The sequence below is a fragment of the Labrys sp. F242 genome (assembly GCF_057813875.1).
On the sequence record NZ_JBVASG010000001.1, the window covers coordinates 1976847 to 1995307 of the forward strand.

Annotated in this window: 19 protein-coding genes; 8 read left to right on the top strand and 11 right to left on the bottom strand. The window is 61.6% G+C overall.

Annotated elements, in window-relative coordinates:
* The first annotated feature begins 248 nt into the window (after positions 1-248).
* Positions 249-722, top strand: a complete 474-nt coding sequence (lysM, locus tag ACZYTC_RS09250; protein WP_441773002.1) for a peptidoglycan-binding protein LysM — start codon at positions 249-251, stop codon at positions 720-722.
* Between the two features lie 99 nt (positions 723-821).
* Here the strand turns inward: lysM and ACZYTC_RS09255 are convergent, their stop codons facing one another.
* The 5 genes from ACZYTC_RS09255 to ACZYTC_RS09275 all read right to left on the bottom strand — a co-directional run bounded on the left by ACZYTC_RS09255 (position 822) and on the right by ACZYTC_RS09275 (position 5628).
* Positions 822-1640 carry a carbohydrate ABC transporter permease gene (locus tag ACZYTC_RS09255; RefSeq protein WP_454813899.1) on the bottom strand — a complete coding sequence of 273 codons (819 nt, stop codon included), beginning with the start codon at positions 1638-1640 and terminating at the stop codon, positions 822-824.
* A 40-nt stretch (positions 1641-1680) separates the two neighbouring features.
* The gene (locus tag ACZYTC_RS09260) at positions 1681-2577 is read right to left on the bottom strand and encodes a carbohydrate ABC transporter permease (protein WP_488989990.1); all 897 of its coding nucleotides are present in this window, start codon (positions 2575-2577) and stop codon (positions 1681-1683) included.
* 35 nt (positions 2578-2612) lie between these two features.
* Entirely contained in the window at positions 2613-3947 is a 1335-nt protein-coding gene (locus ACZYTC_RS09265) for an ABC transporter substrate-binding protein (RefSeq protein WP_488989391.1), read from the bottom strand.
* Between the two features lie 56 nt (positions 3948-4003).
* On the bottom strand, positions 4004-4663 hold the full coding sequence (locus tag ACZYTC_RS09270; protein WP_488989392.1) for a GntR family transcriptional regulator: 660 nt from the start codon (positions 4661-4663) through the stop codon (positions 4004-4006).
* Between the two features lie 77 nt (positions 4664-4740).
* Complete coding sequence (locus ACZYTC_RS09275) at positions 4741-5628, bottom strand: dihydrodipicolinate synthase family protein (protein WP_488989393.1); 888 nt, start codon at positions 5626-5628, stop codon at positions 4741-4743.
* Between the two features lie 208 nt (positions 5629-5836).
* Between ACZYTC_RS09275 and ACZYTC_RS09280 the strand changes: the two genes are divergently transcribed.
* Positions 5837-6328 (top strand): MEKHLA domain-containing protein, encoded by a 492-nt coding sequence (locus ACZYTC_RS09280; protein ID WP_488989991.1) that lies wholly within the window; start codon positions 5837-5839, stop codon positions 6326-6328.
* Between the two features lie 4 nt (positions 6329-6332).
* On the opposite strand, the gene ACZYTC_RS09285 is transcribed toward ACZYTC_RS09280, so the two are convergent.
* Together ACZYTC_RS09285 and ACZYTC_RS09290 are read right to left on the bottom strand one after the other, a co-directional pair.
* Positions 6333-6812 (bottom strand): DUF2938 domain-containing protein, encoded by a 480-nt coding sequence (locus tag ACZYTC_RS09285; protein WP_488989394.1) that lies wholly within the window; start codon positions 6810-6812, stop codon positions 6333-6335.
* Positions 6813-6877: 65 nt separating this feature from the next.
* Positions 6878-7408, bottom strand: a complete 531-nt coding sequence (locus ACZYTC_RS09290; protein ID WP_488989395.1) for a regulatory protein RecX — start codon at positions 7406-7408, stop codon at positions 6878-6880.
* 132 nt (positions 7409-7540) lie between these two features.
* On the opposite strand from ACZYTC_RS09290, the gene ACZYTC_RS09295 reads away from it, so the two are divergent.
* Complete coding sequence (locus ACZYTC_RS09295) at positions 7541-8197, top strand: HAD family hydrolase (protein ID WP_488989396.1); 657 nt, start codon at positions 7541-7543, stop codon at positions 8195-8197.
* Between the two features lie 84 nt (positions 8198-8281).
* Here the strand turns inward: ACZYTC_RS09295 and arfB are convergent, their stop codons facing one another.
* Positions 8282-8725, bottom strand: coding sequence for an alternative ribosome rescue aminoacyl-tRNA hydrolase ArfB (arfB, locus tag ACZYTC_RS09300; RefSeq protein ID WP_454813894.1), 444 nt, complete (start codon positions 8723-8725; stop codon positions 8282-8284).
* 126 nt (positions 8726-8851) lie between these two features.
* On the opposite strand from arfB, the gene uvrA reads away from it, so the two are divergent.
* Positions 8852-11776, top strand: a complete 2925-nt coding sequence (uvrA, locus tag ACZYTC_RS09305) for an excinuclease ABC subunit UvrA (RefSeq protein WP_488989397.1) — start codon at positions 8852-8854, stop codon at positions 11774-11776.
* Positions 11777-11996: 220 nt separating this feature from the next.
* Positions 11997-12797 (top strand): extracellular solute-binding protein, encoded by an 801-nt coding sequence (locus tag ACZYTC_RS09310; RefSeq protein ID WP_488989398.1) that lies wholly within the window; start codon positions 11997-11999, stop codon positions 12795-12797.
* Positions 12798-12815: 18 nt separating this feature from the next.
* Here the strand turns inward: ACZYTC_RS09310 and ACZYTC_RS09315 are convergent, their stop codons facing one another.
* Complete coding sequence (locus tag ACZYTC_RS09315; RefSeq protein ID WP_488989399.1) at positions 12816-13805, bottom strand: hypothetical protein; 990 nt, start codon at positions 13803-13805, stop codon at positions 12816-12818.
* Between the two features lie 646 nt (positions 13806-14451).
* Here ACZYTC_RS09315 and ACZYTC_RS09320 point away from each other — a divergent pair.
* The 3 genes from ACZYTC_RS09320 (at position 14452) to ACZYTC_RS09330 (ending at position 17052) form a co-directional block, all read left to right on the top strand.
* Positions 14452-14607, top strand: a complete 156-nt coding sequence (locus ACZYTC_RS09320) for a YjiS-like domain-containing protein (RefSeq protein ID WP_434956351.1) — start codon at positions 14452-14454, stop codon at positions 14605-14607.
* A 371-nt stretch (positions 14608-14978) separates the two neighbouring features.
* Entirely contained in the window at positions 14979-16391 is a 1413-nt protein-coding gene (gene trmFO, locus ACZYTC_RS09325; protein ID WP_481272152.1) for a methylenetetrahydrofolate--tRNA-(uracil(54)-C(5))-methyltransferase (FADH(2)-oxidizing) TrmFO, read from the top strand.
* Between the two features lie 199 nt (positions 16392-16590).
* Positions 16591-17052: a tetratricopeptide repeat protein gene (locus tag ACZYTC_RS09330; protein ID WP_434956349.1), complete on the top strand. Its 462-nt coding sequence runs from the start codon at positions 16591-16593 to the stop codon at positions 17050-17052.
* Between the two features lie 128 nt (positions 17053-17180).
* Here the strand turns inward: ACZYTC_RS09330 and ACZYTC_RS09335 are convergent, their stop codons facing one another.
* Positions 17181-18068, bottom strand: coding sequence for a phytoene/squalene synthase family protein (locus tag ACZYTC_RS09335; RefSeq protein WP_434956348.1), 888 nt, complete (start codon positions 18066-18068; stop codon positions 17181-17183).
* Between the two features lie 10 nt (positions 18069-18078).
* Positions 18079-18459: an Mth938-like domain-containing protein gene (locus ACZYTC_RS09340; RefSeq protein WP_434956347.1), complete on the bottom strand. Its 381-nt coding sequence runs from the start codon at positions 18457-18459 to the stop codon at positions 18079-18081.
* Between the last annotated feature and the right edge of the window lie 2 nt (positions 18460-18461).

Below are 18461 nucleotides of genomic sequence, written 5' to 3' on the forward strand. Positions count from 1 at the left end.
GGAATGCCATGATCATCCCGGAACTCGTCGCTCAACTCCTGCCGAGCCAGTATTCGCGTGCGAGATCGGCCCGCCCGCGATCGCTTCACCACGAAGACAGGCGTTTGACGTTGGGCTTGACTGCGCAGGCGATCGCTTCGACAGACGCTGCACTTGCCGGGCCCGTTTGCCTCGAATCTGTGTGACCGCACAACCGTTCCATGCTAGCCTATCTTTAGGTAATTTTGCCTGATACGCCTGGAGTGAACATGGGACTGTTCAATTTCATCAAGGACGCCGGCCATAAGATGTTCGGTTCGAGCAAGGCCGAGGCAGCGCCGGCGGCAGCTCCGACCGATGTTGCCGCGCTGGTGAAAAAGCAGATCGAGGAAGCCGGCCTCAAGGCCGATGGCCTGCAGGTTTCGGTGGACGGAGACAAGGTCGTCCTGGGTGGCGTGGCTCCCTCCCAGGAAGTCGCCGAGAAGATCATTCTCACCGCCGGCAACAACAATGGCGTGGCGCAGGTCGACAGCCAGCTCGGCGTCAACGCCCCCGGAACGCCCTCGACCATGTATACGGTCGTGAAGGGTGACACGCTCTGGGCCATTGCCGAGAAGCACTATGGCAAGGGCAAGGGCAATCTCTACAAGGAGATCGTCAAGGCCAACACGCCGCCCGTCAAGGACCCCGACCACATCCTCCCCGGCTGGGTCCTGCGCATTCCGCCGATCGGGCAGGCTTGAGTCGCCCCGTTCCTGTTGCTGAAAAGTCGAACCCGGCGAGCCATCTCGCCGGGTTTTCTTTTCATATCACCGTGCCTGAAGCACTCATATCGAAACCACCTATTTCACCGCCCCGGCCGTTAGGCCCGCGACGATCTGGCGCTGCGCGAACAAAGTCAGCAACAGCACAGGCAGCGTCACCACAAGCGCTGCGGCGGCGAGCGGCCCCCAACTCACCTGCTCGAAGGACAGCATGTTGTAGACGGCGACAGGCAGCGTGCGCGTCTCGCGGCTGGCCAGCACGATGCCGAAGACGAAATTGTTCCAGGAGAAGATCACGGCCAGGATCAGCGAGACCACGATGCCGGGCTTGGCGATCGGCAGTGCCACCTTGTAGAAGATCTGCCAGCGCGAGGCGCCGTCGATCATGGCCGCTTCCTCCAGCTCCAGCGGCGTCGTCTCGAAATAGCCGATCATGATCCAGATCACGATCGGGATCGTCACCACCAGATGGATGATGATCTGCGGCCATAGCGTGCCGAGCAGGCCGAGCGACTGGAACAAGAGAAACATCGGGATCAGGAAGGACAGGCCCGGCGTCATGCGGGCGATCATGATCACCATCGCCGCCTTGTCGGCCTTGATGCGGGCAATGCCGTAGCCCGCCGGTACGCCGACGATCAGCGCCAGCGCCGTAGCCGCGCCTGTGACGACCACACTGTTCCAAAAATAACGCAGGAAATCGTTGGTGGCGAAGATCTCGGTGTAGTTCGACCAGGCGAACTGCTCGGGGATCAGAATCGGTGGATAGGCGCCGTTGTCGATCTCGTATTTCAGCGATAGCGACAGCATCCAGATGAAAAAGAGCAGCGCCGGCGACACCACGACGAAGCCCAGGAACAACGTGCCGGCGAGACGCAAGAGACGTCGAAAGGTCATCGTCCGAAACTTCATCATCCAAGCCTTCATCTTCTTGTCCTCAGGTGTTCCATTTCGCGCGCTGGCGCAGATGCAGCAGCACCAGTGACATCAGGATGATGATGACGAAGAACACCACGGCGATCGCCGAGCCGTAGCCGATGTCGTAGTAGGAGAAGGCCACGTTGTAGAGATAGAGGTTGATGGTCTCCGAGGCCGTGCCCGGGCCGCCCTGTGTCATGGCATAGATGATGTCGAAGCTCTTGAGGGCGTCGATCGAACGAATGATCACCGCGATCATCATGAAGGGCAGGATCATCGGCAGCGTGATGTAGCGGAATTTCTGCCAGGCATTGGCACCGTCGATCTCAGCGCCTTCGAAGGGTTCACGCGGCATCGAGGCCAGTCCGCCGAGCACGATGAGCATGATGAGCGGCGTCCACTGCCAGGTTTCTACCAGCACCAGGGAGGGAATTACCGTGCCCTGCTCGAAGATCCAGGCCTGGGGCGGAATGCCCGCCAGCGACAAGAGGTAGTTCAGGACGCCGAGTTGGGGATGGAACATCATGGTCCAGACCAGGGCGACCGCGACGGGCGTGGCCATCATCGGCATCACGAAGATGCCGCGCAGCACGCCGCGTAGCGGCATCTTCGAATCGAAGACCAGGGCCGCCAGCGTGCCCAGGATCAGGGGCGCCACCACTGAGAGCACGGTGTAGGTGAGCGTGTGCCACATCGACTCCCAGAACCGCATGTCGCCGGCCAGGCGGATATAGTTCTCGAGCCCGACGAAGCGCGGCGCTGATCCGACCTGCCAGGCATTGGCGCTCATACCGATGGTGAACAGCCAGGGAAAGACGATCACCGCCGATACGAGCACCAGTGCCGGCAGAATAAAGGGCCAGTAGCCCGGCCGCAGGGGGCCGGAACCATTGTCAGCCGCCTGGGCGGGAGCCATCGCCTGAGCAGAAGATCTGGCTGGGCTTTCGACGCTCATTGCGCCTCGCTGCGGGCGAGCACGGGCTTGAAGGCCTCCGTCGCCTTCTTCATCTCCGCCGCCGGATCGCCGCCGCCGAGCAGATTGGTCAGGCCCACGCCGATGATATCGCGGAACTCGGTCACCGGAATGATCACGGGAAGCCCGAGCTGGCTGATCGGCGCCGACTGCGCGACACAGTCGACCCAGCTTCCGGGCATGGTGACGCCTTCACGGACCTTGGCGTCGTTCAGGATCGAACTGCGGAACGGCACGCCCGCGCCAGCCTGCAACAAGCGCGCACCCATCTCCTTGGAAATCGCCCACTGGCAATAGAGATAGGCGGCTTCCTTCTTGGCCGAGGCCTCGGTAACGCCGATGCCATCGCCGAAGGTGGCGGAGGCCTGTGTCGCCGGCCCTTTGGGCATCACGCCATAGCCGACCTTGCCGACGACGCGAGACTTCTGCGGATTCTCCAGCGGCGGGGCAAAGCCGACGCCGTCGAGCCACATGCCGACCTTGCCCTGCAGGAAGGCGGACTGGCATTCGGCCCAGTTGAAGCCGGTGACGCCGCGCGGAGCCGACTTGGTCATCAGGCGCTGATAGAGCGCGGCCGCCTCGATGGCCTCGGCGGAATCGGTCTGCAGCGAGCCGTCTGCGCCGACGGGGTTCTTGCCATGGCCGAGCAGGAAGCTGGTCCACACCGGCACATTGGCATTCTTGGCGCCGCGCGCCACGAAGCCGGCAATGTTGTTGCTGGCATCGGTGATGGCTTCTGCCGCCTTGACCATCTCCTCGAAGGTCTTGGGATATTCCAGCCCCTTGGCGGCGAACAGATCCTTGTTCCAATAGACGATCCAGTAATCCACCGAGAAGGGCAGTGCACCGAAGCGACCATTCTTGTCCTTGGCGAAGGCGAGGCCCGCGGCGGCGAAATCGCTCTCGACCAAAGAAGGATCCGTCAGTTCCGGGTTCTTGAGGAACGGTCCGAGATCGGCCAGCCAACCGGCCTTTTCGAACTGGCGCTTCTGCACGTGGTAGCTGACATGGATGACATCGAAGCTCGGCTTGCCTGAAGTCAGCTCGATGACGGCCTTCTGGCGTTGCTGCTGCTCGGGCGTCTGCTCGGCATTGACCTTGATGCCGGTTAGTTCCTCGAATTCCTTCTGGTATTTCTGCAGCGTATCGCCGCGCGGGCTCTTGATCAGGTTCACTTCGAGCGTGGTGCCGGCATATTTCTTCCAGTCGACAGCCGCGAAGGCCGGCCGGATACCCGCCAGACCAGCAGCGCCGAGTGCGGCGGAACCGGCCAGGAATTGCCGGCGCGACGGCTTCAACAAATCAAAACTCATAGGTTCCTCCTCCCAAAGCTTCTTTTGGATCGTCTGTCTTGTGGATCGTCCTGGCGCTAAACCTTCAGCGCCAGGGCACGGGCGTTGTTGATGTGTTCGGCGATGGCGTCCACCGCCTTTTGCGGCTCGCGGCTCTCGATGGCAGCGAGAATGGCCAGATGCTCGCGCATCACCGGCACCACCCGGCCATCGATGCGAAAACGCTCCTGGTTGATCAGGCGCATCTTGATCGAATTGACGCGGTAGGCCTTGGCGATGATCTCGTTACCAGTTGAGTCGATGATGGTGTCGTGCAGGTTCCAGTCGATCGCCTGCGCCTGCTCCACCATCTCGGGCGCCAAATCTTCCGACAGTCCCCTGGCTAGCATGTCCTCATGTTCATGGCGCAGCTTCGCCAGCAAGCCATCGGAAGCCGAAACGGTGAAGAGCGCGATGGCTTCCTTTTCCAGGAATAGCCGGAACTGAAAGGCATCCTTGATGAGGCTGAGATCGATATGGGCGATCTGGATGCCACGTTGGGGGATGGTGGAGAGCAGGCCCTCCGCCTCCAGGCGCGGCACGAGTTCGCGGATGGCCCCGAGCGGCAGGCCAGTCAGCGCCACCAACTCGCGTTGGGATACGAACTGGCCGGGACGAACATCGCGCGCCAACAAATGGCGGGTGAAACTGGCATAAGCCTTTTCCCGCAATCGCAGCGGTTCGCCGCCCTCCTCCATCCGTCCCTCCCTGGCCTGGAGAAAAATGCGATTTTTCCCAATCGCAATTTGCTCCAGCTCCTTGTTTTAGTGCGTCTCTAAGCCGCCTTCGTCTGCTCGATGCGGTCGAACAAGCCGGCCAGCCTCTTGGCATCCTGCTCCGGCAACGCCACCAGAGGCGCCCTTGTGGTCGACCATGCCGCATCACCGGTGCGATGGGCAACCAGGGCCTTGACCGCCGGGATGACCGGATAGTGGACGAGTTCGTCGACGAGGGCGATCAGTCCCGCATCGTCCCGTCCTTCGTGAACCATCGGCAGCATGCGCCCGGGACAGATATTCGCCATGCCGGAGATCGCCCCCTGCCCCCCCAAGCGCACGCCGGCCGCCAGGCCTCGCTCGTCGCCGATCAGGATGGCGAGATCGCGATGGGCCTCGAGGAGGGCCTGGGTGAACGGCCAATTGCCCGAGGAATCCTTGACGCCGGCCACAACTGCCGGAAACGCCTGCTTCAGTTGCCCAATCAGGGCCACTGAAAGCTCCACGGCGGTGACCGAGGGTATATTGTAGAGATAGACATCCCTTGCCTTCGGCCCGATCGCCGCAAACACGGCAGCGAACCAGGCAAACAGGCCGTCATCCCTCAGCCCCTTGTAATAGGAAGGCGGCGCCAGCAGCACGCCGCGGCAACCGGCATCCAGCGCCTGCCGGGCCTGCGCCGCAGCATCGGCAATGGCATTTGCCATCACGCCAACCATGATCTGCCGCGCCTCGATGCCATCCGCCAGGAAGGACGACAGCAAGGCTTCACGCTCGGCGGAAGCGATCGACGCCCCCTCCCCGGTCGTGCCGAACAGCGTGACGCTGCCGCAACCATTGGCGAGGCACCAGCGTGCATGCGGGATGGCACGGGCGACGTCGACCTGCCCATCGCCATCGAAGGGTGTTGCCAATGCCACCGAAAGGCCAAAAAATTGGTGCGTCATCCCTGTCATCCATCGAATTTTCAATATGTAATCCTCGATAACAGACTAACATGTCAGTCGCAAGTCGGGCCGGAAGTTTTGTCTGATCAATTTCAACCGTCGGGCTTGACCTGCTGTCATCTGGCAACGAGATTTGGTGCGTGCAACCGGCAGCTCCCGCTTCGATGCGCCCGCTGCGCGGCCTCATCCTCACAACCGCCATACGATCATGACATTAAGCCCTGAGCTCGCCGAGACCTGGCCGGATCTTGCCGGCAATACCGATTTCGCCGCTTTGCTCGATCATAGCCTCCGTCGCCTGACAGGGCGTGGCCTTTTCCCAGCTCCTCCGGCCGACCGGGCAGACGCCGCGTGGCTCTACGCCGAGGCGCCCTTCTGCCTTCTGGCCCACGACACCAGGGCCGATCCTGTTTTTATCTATGGAAACAAGGTCGTACAGGATTGTTTTGAATACAACTGGGAGGAATTGACGCAGTTGCCCTCCCGCCTGTCGGCGGAGTTTCCGAATCGTGACGAACGCCAGCGCCTGCTCGACACCGTCAAGAAGCAGGGATTCATCGCCGACTATCACGGCGTGCGAATTGCCAAATCCGGCCGACGCTTCTTCATCGAAAATGCCACAGTCTGGGAAGTGATCGACGAAGCGGGCAACCGCCACGGCCAGGCCGCCCTGTTCGCTTCGTGGCGCGACCTGCCCTGACCCATCAGCGGATGATCAGCGCCGTCCCCCACAGGCCAACCGCAAATACCGTGTGCGCGACCAGATTGAGTAGGCGCACCTTGGTGGGATTGGGCGTTTTCGACGCAGCCCAGCCGATGCCAAGCCCGGGCTGCAGCAAGAACCAGCCGGCCCCCACCGTGACGATGCCGAGGATCCAGGCCGGCAGGAATGTCGGGTCGGACAGCCAGGCCGCACCAGCGAAGATCACCAGGATCACGCCGTAGAGAATGCCGACCACGTAATGGCCGATCCAGCCCAGTGCCAATTCATGGGCGTAGGGTGCGGCCTTGCCGATATCGTCATGGAAGACACGGCCCTCTTTCAGATGCCAGAACCAGCGGCCCACACGCGCCCAGTTGGGCAGGTTCTCACCGAAGAATTTGTGCAGCAGGATCGCCCACAGATCCATGAGGACCGTTGCGCCAACGCCGATCGCAACGCCGCGCCAGAAAAGTTCGAACATGCCGATTCCACCAAGAGGACTGTATTCATCATACAAAACACGCCGCACCCGGCCGATGCAAGATTTCAAACCTCGAGAAGAGCACGGATTTCGTCGGGATCCGCGGTAACGATGCGGCGGGCCAGCCAGACAGCAAAGCCTCCGCGTGCCAATATCGCAATCTCCCGCTCGAGCTCGGCATCGCGGTCGGTCCGCCGCCAGGGGCCAATGCGCCGGCGCTGTGCCAGCCGGGCAGCGGCTCTTTCTTCAGCTGCATCGCGGTCCTCCCCCGCAAGGGCCTGGGCCACCAAGGTGCGATCAACCCCCTTGGCCGCCAGGGCGGCACCGATCCTGCGGGCGGAAAAGCCGCGGCTGCGCCCGGCATGAAGGCGGGCCTCCACGAAACTGGCATCGTCGATGAAACCAAGCTGCCTGCAATAATCGATCGTGCGCTCGATCATTTCGGCGACTTCGATTTCCGGGTCCAATTTGCGACGCGCCCGCCGCAGCAAGACCTGGCGGAGATTGGCGACGCTGGTCGATCGCTGGCCGAGATAGTGGAGCGCGGACTTGCGCATCCAGCTTTCTTCGCGGCTCAGGGACGGGATGATGGACATGGCAGCCTCGAATCGTTGGAAAGAACTTGCCGGAACGCATGGCTGCGCGCCATCATCCCCTGGCTCGGGCTCACCTTGACAAGAATCGCGACACGCCGGCCTCTGCACGTCTTCTCGGATCAGGCGGTTCCCATGCCCTTCTCTCTAGTGATTTTCGATTGCGATGGCGTTCTCGTCGACAGCGAGATCCTGTCGGCGGAAGTCGAAGCCGAGGCCCTGTCGGCCCTCGGCGTAAAAGTCACCCCGCATGACGTGATGCAGCGTTTCCTTGGCCTAACCCAGGAGGCTTTGGAGGAGCGTTTCGAGCAGGATTTCGGGCTCAAGCTGCCGCCGGACCACGCCGAAACCACGCGCCGCATGCTTCGGACCGCCTATGTGGAGCGTCTGGAACCGATTCCGGGCGTGCGCGAAGTGCTCCAAACCCTGCCGATGCCCTATTGCGTGGCTTCCAACAGCCCGCCGGCCAAGCTCGGTCTCGGCCTCAGCATCACCAACCTGTTCGAGCTCGTCTATCCCAACATCTTCAGCGCAAATCTGGTGGCGCAGGGAAAACCGGCCCCGGACCTGTTTTTGCATGCCGCGAGGGCTCTCGGCGTGGATCCCGCCAAGACCGTGGTGGTCGAGGACAGCGTGGTCGGCATCAAGGCAGCCAAGGCGGCCGGCATGACGGTGATCGGCTTTGTCGGCGGACTGCATCATATGCCCCCCAGCGAGGAAACCCTGGTGGCAGCCGGTGCCGACTACATCGCCGAGACGATGGACGAAGTGAAGGCGCGCATCCTGGCCTGATCCCGGCAGTCTGCCCCGAAAAGCAAACGGCGAAATCTCAAAAGCTCCGATTTGCCGTGCCCGGGCTTCGTCCTCGGCCAGACCTCAATCCACGGAGAACTTGCCGCCACGCAGCGATTTCACGTTTGAGCGGCGCGATTTCGATTCCAGCCGCCGCGCCTTGGCGGCCTTGGAGGGCTTCGTCACCTTGCGGGGCGGCGGCGGCGGCGTGGCGGCCTCCCGCAGGAGAGCGACCAACCGCTCGCGCGCGTCCTCGCGATTACGCTCCTGGGTGCGGAAGCGCTGGGCAACAATCACCAGCACGCCCTCCTGCGTCAGCTTCCTGCCCGCCAGCTTCTGGGCACGGATGGCGATGTCGTTCGGGAGCGAGGGCGACCTGCGGATATTGAAGCGCAACTGCACCGCCGTCGACAGCTTGTTGACATTCTGTCCGCCGGGCCCCGAGGAGCGCACGAAGTCCTCATCGATCTCGCGCTCGTCGATGAACAAGGTGGGGTTAATCTCGATCATGGCGCGTGCATAACCCATCGGAACTCGGGGTGCCGCAAAATTTTGCGGATAAGTTCACGAATTGTTCTTGTTTTTTCACCAGCCCTCCTTCAATTTGCGAGCCAAAGCGCCTATCTCTCGACAAAAGCCCACAGGATCGTCCGTATGTCTGGCCGCCCCATCTCCGGCAGCGCTGTTCCGTCGCCTGCCGACCGCCGCTTCATTACCGTGCGCGGCGCGCGCGAGCACAATCTCAAGAATGTCGATCTGGAAATCCCGCGTGACAAGCTCGTGGTGTTCACCGGCCTGTCCGGCTCGGGCAAGTCCTCGCTCGCTTTCGACACCATCTATGCCGAGGGACAGCGCCGCTATGTCGAGAGCCTTTCGGCCTATGCGCGCCAATTCCTCGAAATGATGCAGAAGCCGGACGTCGACCAGATCGACGGCCTGTCGCCCGCTATTTCGATCGAACAGAAGACGACCTCGCGCAATCCCCGCTCGACGGTGGCGACAGTCACCGAGATCTACGACTATATGCGCCTGCTCTGGGCTCGTATCGGCATTCCCTATTCGCCGGCGACCGGGCTGCCGATCGAAAGTCAGACCGTCAGCCAGATGGTCGATCGCGTCATGGCCATGCCAGAGGGCACCAGGCTTTTCCTGCTCGCGCCGGTGGTGCGCGGGCGCAAGGGCGAATATCGCAAGGAACTCGCCGACTTCCTCAAGCGCGGCTTCCAGCGTGTCAAGATCGACGGTACCTTCTACGAGATCGCCGACGCCCCCGCCCTCGACAAGAAGCTCAAGCACGATCTCGACGTGGTGGTGGACCGCATCGTGGTGCGCGCCGATATCGCCAGCCGCCTGGCTGATTCCTTCGAGACGGCCTTGGAGTTGGCCGACGGCATCGCCGTGGTCGAACTGGCCGATCAGAAGGAGGCCAACGGCTCATCCAAGCGCGTGATGTTCAGCCAGAAATTCGCCTGCCCGGTTTCCGGCTTCACCATTCCGGAGATCGAGCCCAGGCTGTTCTCCTTCAACAACCCCTTCGGTGCCTGCCCGTCCTGCGACGGCATCGGCACCGAGATGACGGTCGATCCCGTCCTGGTGGTGCCCGACGAGACCCTGTCGCTGCGCAAGGGCGCGCTGGCGCCTTGGGCGAAATCCACCAGCCCCTATTACAGCCAGACCGTCGACGCCCTCGCCAAGCATTACAAGTTCGGCGTGACCACGCCCTGGAAGGACCTGCCGGAGAAGGTGCAGCAGGTGTTCCTCTATGGCTCGGGCGAGGAGCAAATCGTCTTTTCCTTCGATGACGGCCTGCGCTCCTATGAGACACGCAAGGCCTTCGAGGGCGTGGTGACCAATTTGGAGCGGCGCTGGAAGGAAACCGATTCAGAACAGGCCCGCGAGGATATTTCGCGCTTCATGGCCAATACGCCGTGCAAGGCTTGCGCCGGTTTCCGCCTGAAACCCGAATCCTTAGCGGTAAAGGTCACGCACCGCCATATCGGCGAGATCTCGGCAATGTCGGTGCGCCAGGCCCAGCATTGGTTCGAGGCCCTGCCGGCCGAACTCAACGCCAAGCAGACCGAGATCGCCGTCCGCATTCTCAAGGAGATTCGCGAACGCCTGCGCTTCCTCGTCGATGTCGGTCTCGATTATCTGACGCTGGCCCGTAACTCCGGGACCCTGTCGGGTGGCGAGAGCCAGCGTATCCGCTTGGCCTCCCAAATCGGCTCCGGCCTCAGCGGCGTGCTTTATGTGCTGGACGAACCTTCCATCGGCCTGCATCAGCGCGACAATGAACGCCTGCTCGAAACATTGGGGCGGCTGCGCGAACTCGGCAATACGGTGATCGTGGTCGAGCATGACGAGGATGCCATTCTGCAGGCCGACTATGTGGTCGATGTCGGCCCCGGCGCCGGCGTGCATGGTGGGCGCGTGGTGGCCCACGGCACGCCTGCCGAGGTGATGGCCAATCCGGCGTCTCTCACCGGCAAATATCTCACCGGAGAGCTGGCGGTACCCATGCCGGCCGAACGGCGCCGGCGCCAGAAGGGCAAGGCGCTGAAGCTCACCGGCGCCCGCGGCAACAATCTCAAGGATGTCTCGGTCGAGATTCCGCTCGGCCTGTTTACCTGCGTCACCGGCGTATCGGGCGGCGGCAAGTCGACGCTCCTGATCGACACCATCTACAAGGCGGTCGCCCGCAAGCTGAACGGCGCGCTCGAACATCCCGCTCCCTTCGACAAGCTCGACGGCCTGGAATTGATCGACAAGGTCATCGACATCGACCAGTCGCCGATCGGCCGTACGCCGCGGTCCAATCCGGCCACCTATACAGGTGCCTTCACGCCCATCCGCGAATGGTTCGCCGGCCTGCCGGAGGCGAAGGCGCGCGGCTATCTGCCGGGGCGCTTCTCCTTCAACGTCAAGGGGGGCCGCTGCGAGGCGTGCCAGGGCGACGGCGTCATCAAGATCGAGATGCACTTCCTGCCCGACGTCTATGTCACCTGCGACGTCTGCAAGGGCAAGCGCTACGACCGTGAGACGCTGGACGTTCGCTTCAAGAACAAGTCCATCGCCGACGTGCTCGACATGACCGTCGACGAGGGAGCCGAATTCTTCAAGGCGGTGCCGACCATCCGCAACACCATGGAAACGCTGGCACGAGTGGGCCTCGGCTATGTCAAGGTGGGCCAGCAGGCGACCACCCTGTCGGGCGGCGAGGCCCAGCGCGTGAAGCTCTCCAAGGAATTGTCGCGCCGCTCGACCGGACGCACACTCTACATCCTCGACGAGCCGACCACGGGCCTGCATTTCCACGATGTCGCCAAGCTGCTGGAAGTGCTGCATGAACTGGTCGAGCAGGGCAACACCGTGGTGGTGATCGAACACAACCTCGAAGTCATCAAGACGGCTGACTGGGTCATCGACATGGGTCCCGGAGGGGGCGACGCTGGCGGCGAAGTGGTCGCCGAAGGCACGCCGGAGGCGATCATTCGCGAGCCCCGCTCCCATACCGGGCGCTTCCTGCGAGAAGTCATGGAGCGTCGCCCTCAGCGGCGCCAGGGCGAAGCGGCGGAATAGAAATCCTTGGGACCGTAGGCGTCCCCGCCTGTTCCTGGCAAAGCCGCCCCGGCGACAAGGCAGATGCAGGTGGTCGCCCCGGGTCCCAGACAATGCATCTTGCCGGGCATCCTTGCTTGTCCCCCGGCAAGGCCATTGCCAAGTGGAGGCTCTCGCAGCTATCGCTATAGCCATTCATATATAGCGAATCGCCACGCCACTCCGTTTCCGGGAAAAACAAATGCTCAGGATCGTGCTCGCCTCTTGCCTGGCCCTTGGAAGCGTCGCGGCCCGGGCCGACGAGGTAGTACTCTACGGCGCGGGAAGCCTGCGCGCCGTGCTGACCGATATCGCCCAGGATTTCAGCAAGAAGAGTGGCATCAAGGTGCGTACCGCCTTCGGCCCCTCAGGGTTGATGCGGGAAAAGATCGAGCAAGGCGACAAGGTCGACATCCTGGCTTCGGCGGACATGGCCAGTCCCCGCCAGTTGCAAAGGGATGGCCGGGCGAGTGCCGTCGTCATGTTCACCCGCAACCGGCTTTGCGCCTTTGGCCTGCCGGAAGCCAGGCTCGCCGTTGTCAACTTTGCCGAACGCCTGCTCGATCCCGCCGTGAAGCTCGGCACGTCCACGCCCAAGGCCGACCCCGGCGGCGACTACACCTGGGCCATGTTCCAGCTGATCGACAAGCGAAATCCGGGTGCTTTCGCCAAGCTCGATGCCAAGGCCCAGAAGATCGTCGGTGGCTCGACCGCCCCCACTCCCGCCGGGCAAGATCCGATTGCCGATGGTTTCAAGAGCGGTCAGATCAATGTGATGATGGGTTATTGCAGTGGCGCGGCACAACGCAAGGCCGTCACGCCGAACCTCGAGGTTATCCAGGTGCCCGAAGCCTATGAGACCGGCCCGGAATATGGCCTGGCTCTGGCACGGACCGACAATGCCGCCGCCGTGGCGCTCATGCTAGCGATCCTCTCCCCGGAAGGTCAGGCCGCCTTCGGCAGATACGGTTTTGCACCGGTCAGCTTGCCGGCTCAGCCCTGAGCGAAACGAGGAATCCGATCACGCCATTGGCATCGACTGCCCTGCACTCTCCCTTGGTTTGCATGATGGAAGAACGCCATAGCCAGGGGATCTATCCGCGTTTCCTGCCGGAAACTCGGTGTGGACATTGCCTGCAGCCCCCAGCCACAGATGACGCCAATGAACCAGAATGGCGCGAAAACGCCCGGCCACGGGCCGGCGTAGCGGCACAGCCGCCAGCAGAACGAGTGCCGATAGCAGCAGGCTCATTCGGCCGTTGATCTCGCGGCCCGACCGGCTGACGGCGGAGATTGGTGTCGCCCGGAGCCAGGGCAAGCGAAACAGCGCAAGAATGGCGTGGATGTCGTCCTCATACAGACGCCCGTCGACGAAGCCATTGGCAACCTTGTTGCCGCCGACGGGTTCGGTATGCCGAACCGGAAATTCATCGATCACGGCAAAATCGCCCGGCCCTTCGGCGACGAGATTGCACCAGACGAGGTCGATGCCGCTTTCGTATCCTAAGGCGTAGAGCGGTGCGATCCGCTCGAGAATGTCATGCCGGAAAACCGGACACATCATCTCCACGAAGTTGAGATACCGCAGGGCATATCGCTTCTGCTGTAGCAGGCAGGCATAGGTGAAATGACTATCCCATGTCAGCGCCGGTTGCGCGATCTTGAGATTATACTGATCACAGCGCAAAAAAATTCCACTTATGGAGGAAGGAGTCGCGCTAATATCATCATCAAAGAAGCAGATGTATTTATATCGACCAAGAAACTCCGCGTGTTCACGCAAAAGCCCATCGTAGCCGGCGACCTTGCTACCGGATCGATACTCGAAATAGACGCCATCGCCCGCGATAGCGGGCAAGCTGGTATCGTAGCTGCTTAAAAAGACATCGTAATTTCTATCCGCACTCGCAGCCAGCCACTGCGCGTGAAGACTTTTCGGCCCTATCCGAGCAACCAAGAGATATTTACGAGGTCTCTTCTCCAGGCCGTCCTCTGTACCGTTCCTCGTCATTGCTCCAGTCTCCCGCTAAGCTTCCAAGGGTTCGGTGAACTTCGGAACCACGCAAGTTAAAAGGCCAGATTTAATCAATATATCCTTCCATTAAGAGGGATATAGAAGATATACCTGCAATTAATATTGGTTTTATATTTCAACAAAACCCGAAGAGCGCATAATTTAACGCCCTCTTCGCCCCGGCATATGCCTAGTTTTCATGCTCCCTATAGCATACCGACACCTTGGGAAGCCAAGTCCAACTTTGGTATATGGCGGTACTACTGATGGCAGCGCGCACTAGGTCTCGGCATGAGCTCCAGGGACCCAGATTAGGCATGCCCCCTGCCATTTGGCCCTGGCCGCGGGTTCAGACGCTCGTGGGAGCATTCGAATGGATACAACCATGCGTTCCCCCGACTGCTCCGTTCTGAAGCCATCACGCCTTGCGGGCGGAAGAGGCATGCACCATATGCATCCAGTGGCCACCCGTTAGGTCAATTTTGACGATTTTTTAACAATGGCAACTTTGCGACATGCAAAAATTGCATGCTCGTTGTGCGGTGCAGCATCTACCTCATTCGACGAAAAGGCTGCATATAGAGAATGTGAACGGCGTTGAGGAATTCGCTTCAACGCAGGTTCGCAGAAGAGGAACCTTATCATGTTGTTCGCAGCTTTGATCGAACGTGTCCGTATCTGGCGCCGTGAGCGCGAGACGCTGGCCGAGCTCAGGCGCTTGAACGTACGCGATTTGGCCGACATCGGTATCAACCCTGCCGACGTTCGCGCTATCGCGCGTCAGGCTGCCCGCGCCTAATCACGCAGGTGATGACCAATGGGCTGTTCAGCTCATTGGTACAGTTTCGACGATCCACCAGCGCGTTCATCTTTTGCAGTGGAAAGTCGTATCGTTTCTGTCGGCTGAAGCGTTTTGCGATTTGGTAGTCCCGCCAAGAATCGCAAGGACGCGTCGAAATGATTGAGAGCAAACAAGCGTTTCCGTCTAAACACGCTTTGCTCTAGCTATGTCGGCCGACAATCGGGCAGCGATTTCATCGCGCCTAAACGGGAAGTGGTGGGTGCCCGCCTTGCTGGAACAGGGCCAAGCGCCACATAGCCGCCCCCTCAGGGCGGCTTTTTGTTATGCTGGTGCTTCAATCATGAGGCCCGATGGTCTAAAAGCCGGGCATGACAATCACCCCCGTTCATATCATCGGCGGCGGCCTCGCCGGTTCCGAAGCCGCATGGCAGATCGCCCAGGCAGGCGTGCCCGTCATCCTGCACGAGATGCGCCCCGTTCAGCCGACCGAGGTCCATAAGACCACGGACTTCGCCGAGCTCGTCTGCTCCAACTCCTTCCGCTCCGACGATGCGCAGACCAATGCCGTCGGCTTGCTTCACGAGGAGATGCGCCGGCTGGATTCCGTGATCATGGCCTGCGCCGACGACCACAAGGTTCCGGCAGGCGGTGCCCTGGCGGTGGACCGAGATGGTTTCTCGGCTGCGGTGACGGAACGCTTGGCATCCCATCCCCTAATCGAGATCCGGCGCGAACATGTCGACGGCCTGCCGCCGGCGGACTGGGACAACGTCATCGTCGCCACCGGTCCCCTCACCTCCAAGCCCCTTGCCGATGCAATCGCAGCCCTGACCGGCGAAACCTCCCTTGCTTTCTTCGATGCGATCGCGCCGATCGTGCATCGCGAATCCATCAACATGGACATCGCCTGGTATCAGTCGCGCTACGACAAGCCGGGTCCGGGCGGCACCGGTGCCGACTATATCAACTGCCCCCTCAGCAAGGAGGAATACGAGGCCTTTCTCGATGCCGTTCTCGCCGGCGACAAGACCGGTTTCAAGGAGTTCGAAGGCACGCCCTATTTCGATGGCTGCCTGCCGATCGAAATCATGGCGGAGCGTGGCCGTGAAACCCTGCGCTTCGGACCACTGAAGCCGGTTGGCCTTACCAACCCGCGCAACCCCAGCGTCAAGCCCCACGCCATCGTGCAACTGCGCCAGGACAATGCGCTCGGCACGCTTTACAACATGGTCGGGTTCCAGACGAAGCTGAAATATGCTGAACAGGTGCAGGTGTTCCGCATGATTCCCGGGCTCGAAAATGCCGAATTCGCTCGCCTTGGCGGGCTACATCGCAACACCTATCTGAACTCACCCGTGCTGCTGGACGCAACGCTTCGCCTGAAAACGCAGCCACGCCTGCGTTTTGCCGGCCAGATCACCGGATGCGAAGGCTATATCGAGAGCGCGAGTGTCGGCCTGATGACGGGCCGCTTTGCCGCCGCCGAGCGCCTGGGTCGACCGGTGGCCACGCCCCCGGCCACCACGGCCCTCGGAGCGCTGCTCAACCACATCACTGGCGGTCACCTCGTCAGCGAGGATGCGGGGCCGCGCTCCTTCCAGCCGATGAATGTCAATTTCGGCCTGTTCCCTCCTCTTGAGGTCTCGCCCAAAGGGGAAGATGGAAAGCGCCTGCGCGGCAGCGAAAAGACTCACGCTAAGAAAAGGGCGATGAGCGCCAGAGCCTTGGAAGCCCTGGAGGGCTGGAAGCGGGCGGTGGCCGGCGAACATCTCTCAGCCTGAGCGTGATCGTATGGTGCCCTTGCGACGGGAAGCTCTACCTGGGTGACTTCCGTCCCGGGACATGAGGCAGGATGGGCACGGGCTCCAGAACGATGTAGCTTGCTATCCGTTCCTGCCCGGCCCACGTCGTGGCGAGAACCGAAGATCCGACCGACGACGTTCACCACCCCGCCTCGTCATTTACAAACAGGATCCTGCCATGCTCCGCCTCCATGGCCTCGCCTCCGCCCTGGCCCTCGTCCTCGTTGCAGGCCCGGTCTGGGCCGCCGACACCTCGTCCGATGCGCCTGCTGCCGCGACCGCGACCGACCTCGCGCCCATCCGGGCCCAGATCAAGGCGGCGGACTACAAATCCGCCATCGCAGCCCTCCAGCCTCTGGCGGACCAGGGTTCGAAGGACCCTGACGTCTACAATCTGCTTGGCTTCAGCCTACGCAAAAGCGGCGACCGCAAGACCGCGCAGACCTTCTATGAGAAGGCGCTTGCCATCGATCCCAACCACAAGGGAACCCTGGAATATCAGGGCGAGCTCTTCGTCGAGAACGGCGACATTCCGAAGGCCCAGCAAAATCTCGCGGCGCTGGTCAAGCTCTGCCCCAATGGCTGCGAGGAGCGTGAAGACCTCGAAAAGGCGCTGACACAGGCTGCCAAGCCGAAATAACTCGCCGCAACGTTACGACTGTTTTCGACTGGAGAAAGTGCGATTTCTTCGAACCGCACTTCTCTCCATGTCTTTGTTCTGACGTATTTTCTTAATCGAAAAGTCCATCAACTTTTCTGGAAAACGCTCTAGCGCAGCCGGCGTGAGAAACGCCACAGATGCCATTGACTGCGCCATTGCGGTAATTCGGCTTCATGGCGGAACCAGTCAAAACCCGGGCGGGTCATCCGCTTGAGCAAGGGCCTGACCAGCGCAAGGCCGATATAGGCGGGTGCCGCCGCACTGGGCACGGCAGGCAGCAATTGCTCCGCTGCGTCCAGATGATGCAGCGCTGCCCCAGCGAGCTCACCGAACATCGCGCGCATCTCGCCGGTGCTGCGTCCATTCAACAGATCTTCGCGAGCTGTGCCGTGCTTGAGGGCAAGATCGGCCGGCACGAAGATCTGCCCCCGGGCCGCGTGCCGGGCAGCCTGTTTCATCAGGCAGGCTATGCCATAGGCCACGCCGGCGTGCCCGGCGAGATCGGCACTGCCGGCATCGCCGCCATCGGCAAGAATGAGACTGGCCAGGCGAAACAGACTTGAATAGGTCTCGCCGCAATAGCCTTCCAAATCGGTGATGCTCTGCAGCAGATCGTCATAGAGATCATGCGTGTGGGCGTCGATCAGGGTCACAAGAGCGGAAACCGGCAGGTGGTAGCGATCAATCGCGGCCATCAGTTCGGAGGCAACGGGATGCCCCGATATCTGCCCCCTCGCCTGCCCCTCCAGCAGGTCCCGCCACCATTGCAGGCGGACTTCGCCGGGGAGCGGCTCCGACACCATATCCCTCACGCGTTCGATCTCGCTGTTGAAGGCATAGAGCGCATTCAGGGCGCGTCGGTGCTCGGCGGGCGCAAACAGGTTGGCGAGCCAGCGATTGCGATCGTGCTCGCGCAGCAGACTCTCGCAATAAGCCTGGTTGCTCATGCTGATATTGGAATTGGCCAGGGAACCGGTTTGGCGAGCGGCGCTCATGACAAGATGCTCATGGCACGGCGATCAGGGCGGCGGCGATGCGCCGGTCCTCGGCCAGCAGAACGTTCCAGGTGCGGATCGCTGCGCCGGTCGGCATGGCGTCGACGACGATCTTGAGATCGCGAAAACGCCAGCGCAGCGCCTCGGGGAAAAAAGCCACATCAGGGCCGGTGCCGACGAGCAGGATCTCGATGGCATCGGCTTCCGCAAAAACCGGCTCGAATGCTTCAGCCGAGAATTGAGCAACACTTGTCACCGACCACGCATGCATGCCCGAGGGCAGGCAAAGAAGCGAACCGCGATGCGACATCTCCGCAAAACGGAACCCGCCGGCGCCATAGGCGTCGATCGGCGCCACGCGTGGCAGGAAGCGCCGTTCGCCTGCGGTCATGG

Bases quoted from the DNA above. Each gene is read 5' to 3' on its own strand.
- ACZYTC_RS09285 (WP_488989394.1), bottom strand. From the start codon at position 6,812: ATGTTCGAACTTTTCTGGCGCGGCGTTGCGATCGGCGTTGGCGCAACG.
- ACZYTC_RS09280 (WP_488989991.1), top strand. From the start codon at position 5,837: ATGACATTAAGCCCTGAGCTCGCCGAGACCTGGCCGGATCTTGCCGGC.
- ACZYTC_RS09290 (WP_488989395.1), bottom strand. From the start codon at position 7,408: ATGTCCATCATCCCGTCCCTGAGCCGCGAAGAAAGCTGGATGCGCAAG.
- trmFO (WP_481272152.1), top strand. From the start codon at position 14,979: ATGACAATCACCCCCGTTCATATCATCGGCGGCGGCCTCGCCGGTTCC.
- uvrA (WP_488989397.1), top strand. From the start codon at position 8,852: ATGTCTGGCCGCCCCATCTCCGGCAGCGCTGTTCCGTCGCCTGCCGAC.
- ACZYTC_RS09310 (WP_488989398.1), top strand. From the start codon at position 11,997: ATGCTCAGGATCGTGCTCGCCTCTTGCCTGGCCCTTGGAAGCGTCGCG.
- lysM (WP_441773002.1), top strand. From the start codon at position 249: ATGGGACTGTTCAATTTCATCAAGGACGCCGGCCATAAGATGTTCGGT.
- ACZYTC_RS09275 (WP_488989393.1), bottom strand. From the start codon at position 5,628: ATGACGCACCAATTTTTTGGCCTTTCGGTGGCATTGGCAACACCCTTC.
- arfB (WP_454813894.1), bottom strand. From the start codon at position 8,725: ATGGGTTATGCACGCGCCATGATCGAGATTAACCCCACCTTGTTCATC.
- ACZYTC_RS09295 (WP_488989396.1), top strand. From the start codon at position 7,541: ATGCCCTTCTCTCTAGTGATTTTCGATTGCGATGGCGTTCTCGTCGAC.
- ACZYTC_RS09320 (WP_434956351.1), top strand. From the start codon at position 14,452: ATGTTGTTCGCAGCTTTGATCGAACGTGTCCGTATCTGGCGCCGTGAG.
- ACZYTC_RS09255 (WP_454813899.1), bottom strand. From the start codon at position 1,640: ATGACCTTTCGACGTCTCTTGCGTCTCGCCGGCACGTTGTTCCTGGGC.
- ACZYTC_RS09340 (WP_434956347.1), bottom strand. From the start codon at position 18,459: ATGACCGCAGGCGAACGGCGCTTCCTGCCACGCGTGGCGCCGATCGAC.
- ACZYTC_RS09315 (WP_488989399.1), bottom strand. From the start codon at position 13,805: ATGACGAGGAACGGTACAGAGGACGGCCTGGAGAAGAGACCTCGTAAA.
- ACZYTC_RS09265 (WP_488989391.1), bottom strand. From the start codon at position 3,947: ATGAGTTTTGATTTGTTGAAGCCGTCGCGCCGGCAATTCCTGGCCGGT.
- ACZYTC_RS09330 (WP_434956349.1), top strand. From the start codon at position 16,591: ATGCTCCGCCTCCATGGCCTCGCCTCCGCCCTGGCCCTCGTCCTCGTT.
- ACZYTC_RS09260 (WP_488989990.1), bottom strand. From the start codon at position 2,577: ATGGCTCCCGCCCAGGCGGCTGACAATGGTTCCGGCCCCCTGCGGCCG.
- ACZYTC_RS09335 (WP_434956348.1), bottom strand. From the start codon at position 18,068: ATGAGCGCCGCTCGCCAAACCGGTTCCCTGGCCAATTCCAATATCAGC.
- ACZYTC_RS09270 (WP_488989392.1), bottom strand. From the start codon at position 4,663: ATGGAGGAGGGCGGCGAACCGCTGCGATTGCGGGAAAAGGCTTATGCC.